This window comes from Sphingobium sp. SCG-1 (assembly GCF_002953135.1).
GTDB lineage: Bacteria > Pseudomonadota > Alphaproteobacteria > Sphingomonadales > Sphingomonadaceae > Sphingobium.
The window spans coordinates 2987989-3003848 of sequence record NZ_CP026372.1; the positions used below are offsets into that span (position 1 = coordinate 2987989).

General features: G+C 62.4%; 12 protein-coding genes and 1 pseudogene. 8 read left to right on the forward strand and 5 right to left on the reverse strand.

Annotation, left to right across the window (positions count from 1 at the left end; translation table 11 throughout):
• Positions 1-25: 25 nt before the first annotated feature.
• From C1T17_RS13605 to C1T17_RS13620, 4 genes are all read right to left on the reverse strand, one after another.
• A complete protein-coding gene (locus C1T17_RS13605) occupies positions 26-1297 on the reverse strand; it encodes a cytochrome P450 (protein WP_104953905.1) in 1272 nt (423 codons plus the stop codon).
• 39 nt (positions 1298-1336) lie between these two features.
• Positions 1337-2092: an SDR family NAD(P)-dependent oxidoreductase gene (locus tag C1T17_RS13610; RefSeq protein WP_223262610.1), complete on the reverse strand. Its 756-nt coding sequence runs from the start codon at positions 2090-2092 to the stop codon at positions 1337-1339.
• Positions 2093-2218: 126 nt separating this feature from the next.
• Complete coding sequence (locus tag C1T17_RS13615; RefSeq protein ID WP_104953906.1) at positions 2219-3097, reverse strand: crotonase/enoyl-CoA hydratase family protein; 879 nt, start codon at positions 3095-3097, stop codon at positions 2219-2221.
• A 76-nt stretch (positions 3098-3173) separates the two neighbouring features.
• On the reverse strand, positions 3174-6071 hold the full coding sequence (locus tag C1T17_RS13620) for a TonB-dependent receptor plug domain-containing protein (RefSeq protein ID WP_104953907.1): 2898 nt from the start codon (positions 6069-6071) through the stop codon (positions 3174-3176).
• Positions 6072-6305: 234 nt separating this feature from the next.
• Between C1T17_RS13620 and C1T17_RS13625 the strand changes: the two genes are divergently transcribed.
• A complete protein-coding gene (locus tag C1T17_RS13625) occupies positions 6306-7421 on the forward strand; it encodes a zinc-binding dehydrogenase (protein ID WP_104953908.1) in 1116 nt (371 codons plus the stop codon).
• 78 nt (positions 7422-7499) lie between these two features.
• Here C1T17_RS13625 and C1T17_RS13630 read toward each other — a convergent pair whose 3' ends face one another.
• The gene (locus C1T17_RS13630) at positions 7500-8843 is read right to left on the reverse strand and encodes an MFS transporter (RefSeq protein WP_104953909.1); all 1344 of its coding nucleotides are present in this window, start codon (positions 8841-8843) and stop codon (positions 7500-7502) included.
• A gap of 190 nt (positions 8844-9033) precedes the next feature.
• Between C1T17_RS13630 and C1T17_RS13635 the strand changes: the two genes are divergently transcribed.
• From C1T17_RS13635 to C1T17_RS13665, 7 genes and pseudogenes are all read left to right on the forward strand, one after another.
• Positions 9034-10245, forward strand: coding sequence for an acyl-CoA dehydrogenase family protein (locus C1T17_RS13635; protein WP_104955230.1), 1212 nt, complete (start codon positions 9034-9036; stop codon positions 10243-10245).
• A gap of 37 nt (positions 10246-10282) precedes the next feature.
• Positions 10283-11401, forward strand: a complete 1119-nt coding sequence (locus tag C1T17_RS13640; protein WP_189338355.1) for an acyl-CoA dehydrogenase family protein — start codon at positions 10283-10285, stop codon at positions 11399-11401.
• A 22-nt stretch (positions 11402-11423) separates the two neighbouring features.
• On the forward strand, positions 11424-11924 hold the full coding sequence (locus C1T17_RS13645) for a nuclear transport factor 2 family protein (protein WP_104953911.1): 501 nt from the start codon (positions 11424-11426) through the stop codon (positions 11922-11924).
• A gap of 221 nt (positions 11925-12145) precedes the next feature.
• On the forward strand, positions 12146-13327 hold the full coding sequence (locus C1T17_RS13650; RefSeq protein ID WP_104953912.1) for a thiolase family protein: 1182 nt from the start codon (positions 12146-12148) through the stop codon (positions 13325-13327).
• A 12-nt stretch (positions 13328-13339) separates the two neighbouring features.
• The gene (locus C1T17_RS13655) at positions 13340-14104 is read left to right on the forward strand and encodes an SDR family NAD(P)-dependent oxidoreductase (protein ID WP_104953913.1); all 765 of its coding nucleotides are present in this window, start codon (positions 13340-13342) and stop codon (positions 14102-14104) included.
• Between the two features lie 50 nt (positions 14105-14154).
• Positions 14155-15021, forward strand: coding sequence for an HpcH/HpaI aldolase/citrate lyase family protein (locus C1T17_RS13660; protein WP_104953914.1), 867 nt, complete (start codon positions 14155-14157; stop codon positions 15019-15021).
• 33 nt (positions 15022-15054) lie between these two features.
• Positions 15055-15825: pseudogene (locus C1T17_RS13665) on the forward strand (NADPH-dependent F420 reductase); the annotation flags it as partial.
• Positions 15826-15860: the final 35 nt, after the last annotated feature.

Below are 15860 nucleotides of genomic sequence, written 5' to 3' on the forward strand. Positions count from 1 at the left end.
GAGCTTTTTTACCATCGACTGTCTATCAGCCCGTCCGCTTGCGGAACATGATCGGCAGGGCCTGCAATCCGTGGACCATGCCCGCTTCCGCATATTCAATGGGGCCTTTACTGGTGTCGATGCGCATGTCCACCAGCCGGTCGAGCAGTCGGCCAAGCCCGATTCGGATTTCCGATCGCGACAGATGGACGCCCACGCAATAGTGGACGCCGTGCCCGAACCCCAGATGGTTGCGGACATTGGCCCGGCCGGGATCGAACTGATCCGCATGGCTGTATTTTTCCGCATCGCGGTTGCCCGATGCCAGGCGGACGTGGACGCAACTGCCTTGGGGAACGGGCGTTTCGCCGATAACCGTATCTTCGCTGGCCCAGCGTGTGGCGGCGGCAATAGGGCTGTCGAAGCGCATGACCTCTTCAATGAACTTCCCGATAAGCTCGCGATTTTCGGTGAGCCGTTGCAGAGTCTGGGGGTCCTTGATCGCCGCATAGAGTGTGTTGCCAAGGCCATTGGTCGTGGTCTCATTGCCACCGGTATTTAAGGTGGCGCACATCGATATGACTTCCTGCTCGCTTAGATGATCGCCATCGCGTGTTTCGCTGTGGATCATATGGCTCAGCAAACTGCCGTCGGGCGCCGCGCGCAGGCGCTTGATATTTTCCTGGATGAACTTGGCGAATTCGATGAGCTTGAGATGCGCGGCGACCCGGCCATCCTCGTCAAGCAGGCCGCCAGTCACCAAGGCGATGGATGCCGCGCCGGCATCCTGCATCAACTGGATGTGAGTCCGGGGGACGCCGAGCGTGTCGCAGAAGAAATACAGCGGAACCAGCAGCGCATATTCGCGGTAAAGATCGACGGAGCCTTCACCATCCGCGCCACGCTCTATGAAGCCGTCGATCAACCCATCCACGACGGCCACGAGGGCGTCATCCATGCGCTTGATCGCGGAAGGCATGAAACGCGGGTTGATGAGTTCGCGATAACGCAGGTGAAGATCGCCGTCTGTCATAGCCAGCACGGGGACGCGATGAGGCACGCCGGCATCTGCATAAAGTTTGAAGTAGCGTTCTGTATAGGCGGCCATGGCGGTCGCCTGATTGGTGGGTGGGGTGTTCACAAAAACGGCGGTATTTTTGAGCACGGCTTCGCTGTCGGCAAATCTGGAAACGACGAACGCATTCAGCGCCTTGGAAAAGAACACCTGTTCCTCGTCGCGGATCTGAGCGTAATAATCATAGGGAGCCTTCAGCGTGGCCGCATCGCCGAAGCGATCCCGCAATCCTGTCGCGTCCATAACCGTCCTCCTCGATATATTATTGGCGCTGCCAGATCCTCAAGCGGTCTGTCCGCCTTCGACCGGGAGCACGGTGCCGGTGACAAATGCCGAAGCGTCGCTCGCGTAGAAGTAGATGGCCTGTGCGATTTCTTCCGGCTTGCCCAGTCGGCGCATCGGAACATTGGCGATGATCGTTTCCCGGGATGCGGGATTGGCTTCGATCGCTGCCAGCAGCATGGGGGTCTCGTGCGGGCCGGGGCAAATCGTGTTGACCCGGATATTCTGCGCCGCAAACTCGGTGGCCGCGCCACGCGAAAGGGCGACGAGACCGGCCTTCGACCCACCATAGACAACGAGCGACGGGTAGCCCTTGAGCGCGGCCGTGGATGCGACGTTCACGATAGAGCCGCCGCCCCGCGCGATCATGTGAGGAATGGCGGCTTTCATCGTCATGAAGGGCCCCCGGAAATTGACGGCGACCAGCTTGTCGAAATTTTCGTCACTGCAATCGACCAGCGTTCCGCGATTGTCGCCGGGATAGCCGGCGATGTTGCAAAGGATATCTGCGCCGCCGAACCGCGTTACGGCTAGGTCGACCATCGCAACCGCGTCGGCGCTGGCCCCCACATCTCCTGCGATGCCGACCGCCCGGTCGCCCAGTTCGGCGGCAAGCTGAACCACGCTGTCCGACAGGTCGGCCAGGACAAGATTGGCGCCGTTCGCATACATCAGTCGCGCCACCGCCGCGCCCATTCCCGAAGCGGCTCCAGTGATGATAGCGATCTTGCCTTCGACCTGTCCCGTCATGTTCATCCTCTCAATTCGCGATTGCTCGGCGTTGCGGCGATCGTGCCAGATCGCATCCTCGCTAAACAGGGGCGGTGCCGCCGAGCGGTCGCTATATCATATGTGCAATAGTGTGCCGTCACGGCGCAGGGGTCATTCGAACGCGCGATCCTCCCACCAAGGGAAAAATTCCGGCATGTCCACCGAGACCCTGTCGGAGAACTGCGCCTTACGCTTCTCTCTGAACGCCGCGATCCCTTCCAAGGCGTCGGCCGAGCGGCCTCTGTCCATGACACCCCGGCTGTCGATCCGGTGCGCTTCCATCGGGTGGTCGACCGTCAACATCTTCCACATCATCTGCCTGGTCAGGGCCAGAGACACGGGCGCCGAGTCAGCAATGAAGTTATGCGCCATCGCGCGTGCGGCGGCCATTAGCTGGTCAGGGTCGTGGACCGACCGGAGCAGGCCTCCGGCCAGCGCCTCTCCGGCGTCGAACACGCGGCCGGAATAGCACCATTCGAGTGCGGTGGAAATGCCGACAACGCGTGGGAGGAACCAGGATGACGCGGATTCCGGCACGATACCGCGCCTGGCGAAAACAAAGCCGAACCGGGCGATGTCGGCCGCAATCCGTACGTCCATCGGCAGAAGGATGCTCGCGCCAAAGCCCACGGCCACGCCGTTGACGGCGCCGATCACGGGTTTGAGGCTGTCGAAGATGCGCAGCGCGACGCGGCCGCCCATGTCCAGATATACATCGTTCACGACTGGTCTGGCGTGCGCGTCCTGGCGCTGGCTGTAATCGAACAGCGCCCGCCCCTGCCCAATGTCGGCGCCAGCACAAAAGGCGCGATCGCCCGCACCCGTGACGATGACGGCGCGGACCGCATCGTCTGCGTCGGTGGCATCGAACGCGGCGACGAGTTCGTTGGCCATCTGGGCGGTCAACGCGTTCATCCTGTCCGGGCGGTTGAGCGTGATCGTCGCAATCGCGTCGTCGACCGTATAGCCGAGCGTTTCGAACGCCGTCATCCCCTGTCTCTCCAGCCGTTGCCGCACAATGATCGACGAGGCGCCGCAGGGCCTGCGGCCCCTCGTCTGTAGGGCATCAGAATTTGAACCGGACGCCCGCGGTAAAAGCCAGGCCGACCGTGTCATACACATCGGTCAGCGTGGCCATGTACAGGCCCGGGCTAGGTCCGGTCGCGATGAACGGCGGTTTGCGGTCGAACAGATTGTTTGCGGTGAGGAACAGCTCAGTCGCGCGTTCTGGGCCGAATCTATAGGACAAGGTCAGATCGGTATAGAATACCGCTGGCAGGTCACGCTCTGCCCAGATGTTGATCGGCCCTCGTTTCATGCGCCCTACCATGCGTTCCTGCGCGGTGACGCTGAACCCGTCGGTTGAGTAGGTGGCCTGAAGGCTTGCACGTACTTTGGGCACCGACGCGCCGACGGACGAGATGATGCCTTCGGTCCAGCCGGCAAGTTCGACCGGTGCCTGGAGCGCGCTATCCTGGATGGTGTAGCGGTCGACATAGGTCACGAACAGGCGGGTGGCCAGGTCACCGCCGAGCATAGGGCGGCGATAGCTCGCCTCGATATCGAAGCCCCGTGTCTTGAGACCCGCCAGATTGGCCGGTGTGTTGATGATCGCCGTCGCTGCGTTGGCGTCCGTGCGATCGCTGAACGGCAGTGCGGGGTTGCGGACGATCAGGGCGCAGAGCGAGCTTGTCCCGCCGCTTGCCTCGCACGTCCGCGCGGCAAGGTCGGTATTAAGCGTCTGAATCGCACCCTTCAATTTGACGTCGTAATAATCGATCGAAAGCGTCAATCCGGGAACCGCCCGCGGCTGAACCACGACGCCCAGGCTCAACGTGTTGGCCACCTCTGGCGCAAGATCGCTGTTGCCGCGCGTGACGCGCGATACCACGATCTGCTTTTGCAGGTGCGGATCGAAGAAGGTCGCGTCGATCGCCGCGCCCCGGTTGAACAGGTCAAATAATGTAGGTGCGCGGATGTCGCGTGAGCGCGTCGCGCGGAAGCGCAGGCCGTCCAAGACCTCCCACACCGCGCCGCCCTTCCATGTGGTGACGGTGCCGCTGGTGGAATAATCGGTGATGCGCGCCGCTGCGTTCAGCTCCAGCGATTTAGCGAAAGACTGATCCTTCAAGATCGGGATTGCTACCTCTCCATAGGCCTCCTTCACCTCATAGGAGCCATTAGCGGTCGCGAAATTGTTGAGCAGGAACCGGGGGGCGTTGGCCGGCAGGTTACGAAGGCCCGCGGGATCGGAAAGGATCAGCGGATCGGAATTGCTCGTCATGTTCAGGCTGGACTTGCGATATTCCGCGCCGACCGCCACCGACAGCGGTCCCGCAGGCAGGTCGAACAGTTCGCCGGTGACGTTGGCCGCGATATTGTCCAGCTTCGTGACGGCGGCATATTGCGACACGTCGCGTACATAGGCCAGCGCGTCGGCAAACTGGGTGCCCGATCCTTGGCCAAAGAGATTGAGCGGAAGGCAGCCGGCGAACCTGTCCCGCACCGCCGGATCGAGGCTGAGCGTCGGACGGCACACGATCTGGCCGGACGGGCTGAGTACCGCGTCGGTGGCGGCGGCGAGCCGATCCTGCCGCATATCCTGGTTCCTGCTGCGGTATTTCGACCAGGAATGCTGATAGGTCAGGTCCCAGCGGAATTGGCCCAGATCGCCCTTCAGACCGAGGGCGGCATTGTAATATTTTGAGTCGTCATGCGTGCCGTTATTGGCCGTTTCCAGGATCATCCGGCTCATCCGGAACGAGGTCTCGCCTGCTGCTGCCAGTCCGGCTGCCATCGCGGGCGGAAGAAACGGATTTTCGGCGAAATAGGTCCGGTTAAGCGGATAGAGCGTCTGACCCTGGCCGACCCGGCCATCGCCATCGGCATAGCGCTGCTTCGTCTTGGCACCATTGACCTGCAAAAAGGCCGTGATTTCATCGCTGGCTTCAAAATTGACCCGGAGGAAGGCAGTGTTCGTGGTGGCCGGCACGGCCTGCCACTGACCGTCCCATTTGTGATAGTCGCCACCCACGAACAGGCCCGGGCTTCCGGTCCTCGTTCCAACATCGATCGGCCGATACACACCCGATGTCGTGAACACATTATTGGCAAACGGCCCGGTAAGGATGTTGCCACCCGCGGTTGCGAGGGCGAAGCGAATATTGCGGCCGTCGACCAGCGGATTGGGCAGCAGGCCCGGCGTGCCGCCACCAGGAACGCTGCCGACAGGAATATTGTAATTGCCGTAAGGCGGACGATTCTGGAACTGGAAGCCGCCGGTCTGATAGCGCTCGACCGATGCGACGATGTTAATCCTGTCGCCAAGCTGCGCGCCATAAGCGAGGGCCACGCGATAATTCTCATTGTCCCCGCGCGACGCGATGGAGCCCTGCACAACGCCCTTAAGACCTTTAAACTTGTCGTCGAGGATGAAATTGACGACGCCGGACACCGCATCTGACCCATAGGTGGCGGACGCGCCGGCGGTCACGACCTCGACGCGCTTGACCAGAAGCTGGGGAATTATGGATGTATCGACCAGACCGGTGAATGTGGTCGGGGCCAGGCGGCGGCCATCCTGAAGGACCAGAGTGCGGACTGCGCCTATTGCGTGCAGGTTCACGAAATCGCCGTGATTGCCAACGATGGCGGCGATCGATCGCGCACTGGTATTGGTCAGCGAACCACTGAACTGCGGGAGTTGCGTGAGACCAGCGATCAGCGACGTGGGCGCCACCTTGTTCAGGTCCTCTGCCGCCGAAACCGTCATCGGCGACGGCGCCTGCGATCCGTCCCTCACGATTCGGCTCCCGGTGACGACGATGTCCGACACGGTCGGTTCCGCCTGATCCGGCGCCGGTGATATAGCTGGCGCGGTTGTCGGTTGCTGGGCTAGAGCCAGCGCGGGGCTCGCCAAGATCGCAGCTAGCGAACTGACTGAAAACGCAAGCTTCTTGTTCATGGCACCCCATCCTATCCTGATGATTGATTTGTTTCGCGCTCATCGTGACCGGCGCAGATTGCAGGATTAAACTGAGCTAGATGGAGCCGAGCGGCAATATGGGTGGAATCGAGATTACGCATGCAATGCCTGCCGCCAATTTTCGGACGCCGTGCCGAAAACCTGTGAATATGGCGCAATGGCAACTACGTCATTCATCATACCCGAAGCCTTTAATTAAGGAGAGTAGGCACCGTGCGCGCAGCAGTAACCCGAGGTATTGGCCAAGCATTCGAAATTGCCGACGTTACGCTTTCCCCACCTGAGGGCCGGGAAGTGCTTGTCGAGGTTCGCGCTTCCGGATTGTGTCACAGCGACATCACCGTCGCGCAGAAGGGAATGGGCGTACCCATGCCCATCGTGCTCGGCCATGAAATTGCAGGCGTCGTGAAAGCCGTGGGACCTCTGGTCACGCGCATAAAGATCGGCGACCATGTCGTTGCCGCTGCTCTTCAGCCGTGCGGACAGTGCCCGGCATGCCTGCGCGGGAACCTCAATGCATGTTCCAACCCCGGTGCGCTCGATCGCGACGCGTCCGCCTCTGAATGCAGGCTGCATGACGATTGCGGCTGCCTGGGCCAGTTGCAGGGGCTGGGCGGTTTTGCCGAGCAGGCGCTAATTCATGAGAACCAGTTGGTTTCTATCGACAAGGCGATGCCGTTCCCCCAGGCGTCGATCATCGGCTGCGCCGTCGTGACCGGCTGCGGCGCGGTGTTCAACGCCGCAAAAGTCGCCCCGGGGCAGTCCGTGGTCGTCTTCGGCTGCGGCGGAGTGGGCCTTAACGCGATTCAGGCGGCGAAGCTGGCCGGTGCGACCAGGATCATCGGTGTCGATATCCAGCAGGCCAAGCTGGATCTTGCCACCAAGTTTGGCGCCACGGACGTCATCGATTCGTCTGCGGCGAACCCAGTCGATGCTGTCCGCGCAGCGACGGGCGGCGCGGGTGTCGACCACGCTTTCGTGATGATCGGGGTACCGGCGGTCGCGGAATCGGCTATGGCGGTGCTGGGCTTTGGCGGGACGGCCTATCTGATCGGCGGCATGTCGCCGGGCGCCGAACTCAAATTGCTGCCATCACCGATGGACAGCGCCCTGCTGCCGCTCCAGCAGGGGGTAAGAGGGCTCTGGCTGGGCTCGTCGAACTTCTACCACGATATTCCGCTGTATGTGGACCTGTACATGCGCGGCATGCTAAACTTGGACGATCTGGTTTCGCAGACCATTAAGCTGGAAGACATCAACGAGGCCTATGAGACGCTGGAACATGGCGGCGTCGCCCGCAGCGTCATAACTTTCCCCGCCGCCGACTAAGCCCGGGCGCCGTATCGAAAGGGCGCGCCGCTCCCAACGTTGATTTCCACCCCGGCCTAACGCCGGGTTGTTTTTTTGTTAAGTTGCGGCTCCCACTACTGGGAACCCGGCGATCGCCTCGCGTTCGAAATCGGCGCGTATTGCCCAGAGCAGCATCATGCTCAGAGCGCTCAGAATAGCGCACACGACCGCCAGGCCCACACTCAGTCCCGCCGACCGGCTCAGCAATTCTCCGACTGTCGGGACTGCGACCGGCACAACCCCGGCACCGAACAAGGTTATCCCCATATATAGCAGGGCGACGAATGTAGCCCGCATACGGGCCGGAGCGACGTCCTGCATCGAAATCACGATGTTCATGCTGCTGCCCAGAGTGCCCGCCAAGCCGAGGCCGATGAGCGTCAGCCGTAAGACAGGGTTGGACAGGGTCGGGCCAACAATGAGAGTCAGGAAAGCAACGGCGGCATAGGCGAAGCTGACGAGGACGACCGCGTCGGCACGGCCCCGGGCCTTTACCCGGGCCGTGACCCAAGGTGCGCTCATTGTGCCGATCACGCTGGCCAGGAATATGACGGGCCCGAAAGCGGAGCCGGCCTCAACCGCAGACCAGCCATAGTCACGCTTGAGCGCTTCGATCGTCCAATAGTTAAGGGCGTAACTGCACCCGGCTGCCAGAACGGCGCTGCAGAACAGGCCACCATATAGCCGTTTGCGCGACGCCAGTTGCCGCGTGATATCGCCTTTGGCGAGTGCCGGGGACTGGCCGGAGGGGATGGTCCGCTGCGGTTCGCGCACCACGACCAAGAACAGGACGGCCAGAGCCAAGGAGGGCAGGCCGACCACGAACAGCACGAGCTGCCATATCTGCATGTTGGGCGCAAAGCCATTGGCGGACAGACCTTCCAGTCCGGCGATGACCAGTGCGCCGCCGGAAAAGGCCAATGGTGCACCGATCAATCCGGCGGACGTGTACAGGCTGGCGGCGAGGCTGCGTTTCTCGGGCGGGAAAAGGTCGCCGATCATCGAATGCGCGGCCGGCGTCAGCACCGCTTCACCGGCGGCGAGCCCCAGCCTGAGCAGGACCAGCGCGGCATAGCTGGCGGCGAAACCCGATGCGACCGTGGAAACGCACCAGATGACGGCCCCTGCGACGACCAGCAGCTTGCGGTTGCCGCGGTCGGCAATGCGGCCCGCCGGAATGCCCATGAACGAATAGACAGCCGCGAACGCAGTGCCGATCAGCAGGCCGATCTGCACGTCGCTCAAATGAAACTGCGTCTTGATCGGACCGATCAGCAGCACGAAAATCTGTCGGTCGATGAGCGAAAAGATATAGAGCAACGACAACATCGCAAGGACCAGCCATGGCCGGGTTGCGGTGCGTGAAGATCGCGGCCCGTTTGTAGGAAGGGGTGCGGGCATATATCTCTCTCCTTCGGCCCTATCGCCTTCCCCCGACAATAGGTCGCCGCGCGAGTAAGGTCACGCCGGTAGGAATTGCATATGAGATAACGCCGACGCCAAGATTGCCGCGATCCGGCGGCACTTGCTGCGGCAATAAGATATAGTCATGTTGCAGCCCAACCACGAAATCGGGATACAGAGGATTAGCATGAACCAGATGTTCACGGCGGACGATGAAGACTTCCGTAAGGTCGTGGCCGATTTCATCGCGAAAGAATATCCTCAGTACTTGCGCTATAAAACCGCTAACAACGAGGAATATAGCCGCGAAGATTATATGGTCTGGATGCGGATTTTGGCGGAAAAAGGCTGGCTGGGGTCCAGCTGGCCGACAGAATATGGCGGGACCGGCTGGACCCTGACTCAGCGCCACATTTTCAAGGACGAACTGGAAGCGGCCGACACCATCCGCGTCTTTTCGATGGGCGTGTCCATGTGCGGCCCCGTAATCCAGCGCTTTGGCACGGAAGAGCAGAAAGCGCGCTTCCTCCCTCCGATCGTGCGCGCCGAAAGCTGGTGGTGCCAGGGTTTCAGCGAGCCGGGCGCGGGGTCGGACCTAGCAAGCCTGCGCGCCACGGCCGAGAGATTCCGGGGTGAGGACGGCAAGGAATATTACCGCGTCAACGGTCAGAAAACCTGGACTACTTTCGCGCAGCATGCCGACTGGGGCTTTTTCCTGGTCCGCACCGACGCGACGGTGAAGAAGCAGGAGGGCATATCCTTCCTGCTAATCGACATGGCCAGCCCCGGCCTTACCGTGCGGCCGATCGAAACGCTGGGCGGCGACTGGGAAGTCAATGAAATCTGGCTGGATGACGTCATCGTGCCGGTCGAAAACCGCATCCATGACGAAAACAGGGGCTGGACCTGCGCAAAATATCTGCTCCAGCACGAGCGATCGAACCTGGCCGAAGTCAGCCGGTCCAAGAACAGGATCAAGAAACTGCGGGCGCTCGCAACGGAGCAGACCGACAACGTCGGCACGACCCTGATCGACACCCCCGCCATCAGGCGCCAGATCGCGCAGCTCGAAATCGAACTGATGGCGCTCGAAATTTCCGACCTGCGCGTGCTGGCGGCGATCAACGCGGGGGAAGATGCCACACCCCTGCTCAGCCTGCTCAAGACGCGCGGCACCCGGATCGCGCAGCGCGCGATGGAACTGACGATGGAAGCAGCCGGGCCGCGCGGCCTGATCGATCATGAGGGCAAGCCGCCGATCGAGGACGGCGGGATGGCAGGTCCCCGGAGCGCGCGACGCGCGGCCGATCATTATCTCAACATGCGCAAGGCTTCCATCTACGGCGGATCAAACGAGATCCAGATGGAAATCATCGCCAAGCGGGCGCTCGGCCTCTGAAGCCTGCCCCGACGGCCGCGACATATGGATGCGACAGATGAATTTTGAATATACTGAAGAACAGACCATGCTGCGCGAAACGGTCGCGGCGTTCCTGAAGGACCGGTTTCCATTCGACCGGCGGCGCGAAGTCGTGAAGACCCCGGCCGGATTCTCACCGGACATATGGGACGCGTTCGCCACCGAACTCGGATTGCTGGCGGCTCCCTTTTCCGAAGACCTTGGCGGCTTTGGTGCCGGCGCGACCGGCAACATGATCATCATGGAGGAACTGGGCAAGGCGCTGTCGGTCGAGCCATGGCTGGAGTCCATCGTAATGGCCGAGCCGCTGCTGGCAGGTGCCAACGCCGCGTGCGACGAGGCGCTCCAGGGTGTGATAGCCGGAGAACGGATCATCATTCCGGCGATCGACTGGCCTGTATCCGGTGCTGGCCGAAAAGGGACGGTAGAGGCGCAGGCCGACGGGTCGGGCTTCACCCTGACTGGCGGTGTGGCGCTCGTACGCCAGGCTGCCCGGGCCACCCATTTCGTCATCGCGGCGGATCTTGGCTCGGCAGGCCCGGCGCTGTTTCTGGTGCCCGCCGATCTGCCCGGCATCGACCGCGAGGACGCCCGGCTGGTGGACGGGGGGCGATGCGCCGACATTGCGTTCCATAACGTCAGCCTGTCTGCCGACACCTGTGTCGCGGAAGGGGATGACGCCGTTCAAAGGCTGGCGGCGTCGTTCGATGCCGGCCTGTTCGCGCTCTGCGCCGAAGCAGTCGGCATCCAGCGCATGCTGCTGGAATGGACTGTGGAATATTCGAAGCAGCGCAAGCAGTTCGGCAAGGCGATCGGCGAATTTCAGGCGCTGCAACATCGCATGGCGGAAATGTTCATCAAGGTCGAAGAAAGCGTATCCATGACGATCCTCGCGGCTGCCAGCCTTTCGGGCGAGGCGGACCACCGGGCAAAGTCGGTAGCGGCGGCGAAGATCCTGATCGACCAGTCCGCCCGCTTTGTCGGCGAGGCTGCGGTTCAGATCCATGGCGGCATGGGCATGACGAGGGAATTGCCGGTCGCGGATTATTTCACGCGACTGATCGCCATCGCCCAGCAGATGGGTTCGACGGAATATCATTTCCAGCGCTACGAAGCGGCATCCTTCAGCGCCTGAGCGATAGCGAAGGAAACGGGCGATGTCCCGCACGCTGGCTGATCTTTTGCGCAGTGACGACGTGTTGCGTGACGACCCCGCGCTGCGGCGCGGCGCGAAGCTGGCCGTCTCGCGATTTTACGCGGCGATCGGGCGGCGTGACATGGACGCTCTGCGGGAAGCGCTGACACCGGACGCCGTGTATGAATTTCCTTTTGCCGAAAACGGTTCGAGCGAGACGTCCGAAACCCGTCGCTTCATCGGGACGGATGCGATCATCGCGTTCTGGCGCGAGACGCTCGCGCGCGACATGCGGTTCGGCGCGCTGGAGGATGTCGATCTGTCGATCCTGGCGGACGGAAGCCGTCTGTTCATCGAACAGCGCGGCGACATCATGCTGGCGGACGGCACATCCTACCGAAACCGCTATATATTTCGATATGATATTCGTGACGGGCGGATCGCGCATGTCCGCGAGTATATCAACCCTGTCATTTCCGCTCGCGCCTTCGGGCGGCCCATCGGCCCTGCCGATCCTGCCTAGGTTCTTGTCCACGGTATCGGCCCGTGGCCACCCCAATTTCATTACCAGTGCAATCAACGACGACCTGGCTGTGCGCGGTCGCCCTTTTGCCTTGCCATGCCGGCCCAGTGCTCGCTTATCAACAAGCAGCGGTCCCGGAGCCACCACCACAGGCGCCCACGTAAGGGAGCCGTACGCTGGCCCCTCACGGTCTGGCGCCATTCGATGAACAGGAAAAGGTCATGCAGAACAATCCCGTGATCGTTGATATCGTCCGCTCCCCGATGGGGCGCGGCAAGGCCGGCGGAGCGCTGAGCCAGGTTCATCCGGTCGATCTGCTGTCACAGGTGATTGCCGGTCTGCTGGCGCGCAATCCGGGGCTGGACCCCGGACTGGTCGACGATGTGATTGTCGGATGCGTAAGCCAGGCGGGCGAACAGGGGTTCCCGCCTGGCCGTTCGGCCTGGCTGGCCGCCGGGCTGCCACCCCATGTCCCTTCCACCACCGTCGATCGGCGGTGCGGGTCAAGCCAGCAGGCGCTGCACTTTGCGGTGCAGGCGATTGCGTCGGGCGATTATCAGGTCGCACTGGCGGGCGGCATAGAATCGATGAGCCGCGTCCCGATGGGCAGCGCGCGGCTGGGACAGGATGTTTTCGGACAGGGTTATCGAGCTCGGTTCCCCCTGGATGTCGGACAGGGGGTCGCGGCCGAACTGGTTGCCGCGCGCTGGAAGATCAGTCGGGAAGAAATGGACGCCTGCGCCGTGCGTTCACACGAACTGGCCGACGCGCGCCAGCGCGCAGGTGCGCTCGCCAGCGAGATCGTGCCTATCCTGACCCCCGATGGCAGCGTCACGCAGGACGAAACGATCCGTCCCGGCACCACCGTCGAGGGCCTGGGACAGTTACGCACCGTGTTTAACAACGACGCGATGGCCGCCGAATTTCCGCAAATCAACTGGAGCGTGACCGCAGGCAACTCGTCGCAGATCACCGACGGTGCGGCCATGACTCTGGTCATGTCCGAAGCTGCGGCCGCGCGACTGGGGCTAAAGCCGCGCGCGCGGATCGTCGCTCTGGACGTCATCGCCGACGATCCGGTGCTGATGCTGACGGCTCCGATCCCCGCCACCCATCGCGTGCTGCACAAGGCCGGGCTGACAGCCGACGCCATCGACCAGTTCGAAGTGAACGAGGCCTTTGCCTCAGTGCCGCTAGCCTGGCTGAGGGAAATGCAGGTCGATCCCGCCAAGCTCAATCCTCGCGGCGGGGCGATCGCACTGGGACATCCGCTGGGTGCGTCAGGCACACGCCTGCTCGCCTCGCTGCTGAACGGGCTGGAGGAGACAGGCGGACGGTTCGGCCTGCAGACCATGTGCGAAGCGGGTGGCCAGGCCAACGCCACGATTATTGAACGACTGTAAGGAAGCGATAGGATGGACATCAAGGGATTTTCGGCCGTCGTGACCGGCGGCGCTTCGGGCCTGGGTCGGGCAACGGTGGAGCGGTTGGTCAGCCAGGGCGCTCACGTTGTCATCGCCGATTTGGAGAGCTCTGCAGGCGAGGCGGTGGCCAAGGAAATCGGGGGTGGCACGCTGTTCTTGCCCGCTAACGTCACCGATCCGGTGCAGATGGCAGCGGCCTTCGACGCAGCTGAGAGCCTCGCTCCACTGCGCGCCGTCGTCAACTGCGCCGGCCGTGGCGGCACGGTACGCGTGGTCGAACGCAGCGGCGAGCCGGGTTCTCTTGACCTCTTCGAGCAGATCGTGCGCGTGAACCTGATCGGCACCTTCAACGTACTTAGCCAAGGCGCGGCGCGCATGGCGAAGAACGATCCAATCGACGGCGATCGCGGCGTCGTGGTTCTTACATCGTCCGTTGCCGCGTTCGAAGGCCAAATCGGCCAGATTCCCTATGCGTCGGCAAAGGCCGGTATCGTAGGGATGACGTTGGTCGCCGCGCGAGATCTGGCGCGGCACTGCATCCGGGTCTGCACCATAGCGCCCGGCACGTTCGACACGCCGATCCTGTCGCGCTTCGGGCCTGAAGTGCTCGATGCGCTGGGCAAGGCCGTTCCCCATCCCGCTCGCCTGGGACGCCCGTCCGAGTTCGCGATGATGGTCGGCCATATCATCGAAAATCCCATGCTGAACGGAGAGACGATCCGCCTCGATGGCGCCATCCGCATGCCGCCGCGGTGACTGGATCACCGACTGAAAGCCAGCCTCTTCAAGGAGCATTTGTGTCTGAAATGGAACTCAAGCCCGTCCGCAGCGTGCTGTACATGCCCGCGTCCAACGCCAAGGCGATCGCCAAGGCGCGCATCCTGGATTGCGACGCCGTCATCCTCGATCTGGAAGATGCCGTCGGACCGGATGAAAAAGTCGATGCCCGCATCCGTGCACTGGAGGCGGTGCGCGAAGGCGGTTTTGGCCATCGCCAGGTTGTGGTGCGCGTCAACGGACTCGACACCCCCTGGGGCCGGGAGGACATGGAAGCGATCGCCGCATCCGCCGTTGCGCCCAATGCCGTGCTGGCACCCAAGATATCGACTGCTGGGGACGTGCACGCCTATGACGCGCTGATGGCATCTTTGCCCCCCGCCACCCAGCTGTGGATCATGATTGAGACCGCCCGGTCGATCTTCACCCTGCCCGCCATTGCGGACGCGGCGCAGGAAACGCGCCTGGCCGCGTTCGTCATGGGCACCAACGATCTGTGCAAGGAAACCAACGCCCGCTTGGTCGCAGGCCGCGCCGCGCTGGTCCCTCAACTGTGCATGGCCGTGACGGCTGCGAAGATGGCAGGGCTTGCGATCATCGACGGTGTGTACAATGAGTTGCAGAACGCGGCTGGCCTGGAAGCGGAGTGTCGGCAGGCGCTGGAATTCGGATTCGACGGCAAGACGTTGATCCACCCCAACCAGATTGACATCGCAAACAGCGTATTCTCACCGACCGAAGCCGAGATCGGCTTTGCAAAGGCGGTTATCGAAGCGTTCGAAAAGCCGGAAAACGCCAGTGCCGGCGTTTTGAAGGTCGACGGTAAAATGGTCGAACTGCTGCATTTGGAACAGTGCCGCAGACTGATGGCCGTCGCCCGCTCACTGACCCGGTAGGCGAGCGCCAAGAAGCGCCGGAAACGACCAGAGGAGAGCATAGCCATGAAGATCGGAATGATCGGCGTAGGGAAAATCGGCGGCACATTGGCGGCGCGATATGCCGCTGCTGGCCATGAGGTCACCATTGCCAATTCGCGCGGTGCCGACAGCCTGACCGACCTGGCATCGCAGTTAGGCGCCCGTGCCGGATCGATTGCGCAGGCAGTGGACGGCGCGGATGTTGTATTCGTCTCGATCCCGTTCCAGGGTATAGCCGCGCTGCCGGACGACCTGTTCGCTAAGGCCGATGAAGAGCTCGTGATCGTCGATACGGGCAACTATATGCCATTCCGCGACCGTGCGATCGAAGATGTCGAAGCACCCGAAGTAGAAAGCCTCTGGGTGTCGCACCATCTGGGCCGCCCGGTCATCAAGGCCTATAACAGCATCATGGCGGAAAGCCTGCTCGATGAAGCAAGGCCTGCAGGAACGCCCGGACGCATCGCCCTGCCCGTGGCGGGCGACGACTTCCGCGCCAAGCGGATCGCGATGGATCTGGTGGAACTGTCGGGGTTCGATCCCTATGACGCGGGACCGCTGGAGCAATCCTGGCGGCAGCAGCCGGGCACCCCCGCCTATTGCACCGACCTGACACTGGCCGATCTGCCCAACGCGCTGGCGCGGGCAGACCGTTCGACGGCACCCGCGATCCGCGATGCGTTTACCAAAGAGTTACTGGAGAGCTGGGACACAGCCGGGCCAGGCGACCGGGTAAAGATCATCCGCAGTCACCAGCCGGGCAGCGAAACCGGCGGCGCCTGAAAGCAAATGGGCATCGATTCAGGAGAGGACCAGCC

Excerpts from the sequence above, each read along its gene's own strand:
- C1T17_RS13660 (WP_104953914.1), top strand. The coding sequence starts at position 14,155 with ATGGAACTCAAGCCCGTCCGCAGCGTGCTGTACATGCCCGCGTCCAAC.
- C1T17_RS13610 (WP_223262610.1), bottom strand. The coding sequence starts at position 2,092 with ATGAACATGACGGGACAGGTCGAAGGCAAGATCGCTATCATCACTGGA.
- C1T17_RS13615 (WP_104953906.1), bottom strand. The coding sequence starts at position 3,097 with ATGACGGCGTTCGAAACGCTCGGCTATACGGTCGACGACGCGATTGCG.
- C1T17_RS13650 (WP_104953912.1), top strand. The coding sequence starts at position 12,146 with ATGCAGAACAATCCCGTGATCGTTGATATCGTCCGCTCCCCGATGGGG.
- C1T17_RS13630 (WP_104953909.1), bottom strand. The coding sequence starts at position 8,843 with ATGCCCGCACCCCTTCCTACAAACGGGCCGCGATCTTCACGCACCGCA.
- C1T17_RS13605 (WP_104953905.1), bottom strand. The coding sequence starts at position 1,297 with ATGGACGCGACAGGATTGCGGGATCGCTTCGGCGATGCGGCCACGCTG.
- C1T17_RS13655 (WP_104953913.1), top strand. The coding sequence starts at position 13,340 with ATGGACATCAAGGGATTTTCGGCCGTCGTGACCGGCGGCGCTTCGGGC.
- C1T17_RS13620 (WP_104953907.1), bottom strand. The coding sequence starts at position 6,071 with ATGAACAAGAAGCTTGCGTTTTCAGTCAGTTCGCTAGCTGCGATCTTG.
- C1T17_RS13635 (WP_104955230.1), top strand. The coding sequence starts at position 9,034 with ATGAACCAGATGTTCACGGCGGACGATGAAGACTTCCGTAAGGTCGTG.
- C1T17_RS13640 (WP_189338355.1), top strand. The coding sequence starts at position 10,283 with ATGAATTTTGAATATACTGAAGAACAGACCATGCTGCGCGAAACGGTC.
- C1T17_RS13645 (WP_104953911.1), top strand. The coding sequence starts at position 11,424 with ATGTCCCGCACGCTGGCTGATCTTTTGCGCAGTGACGACGTGTTGCGT.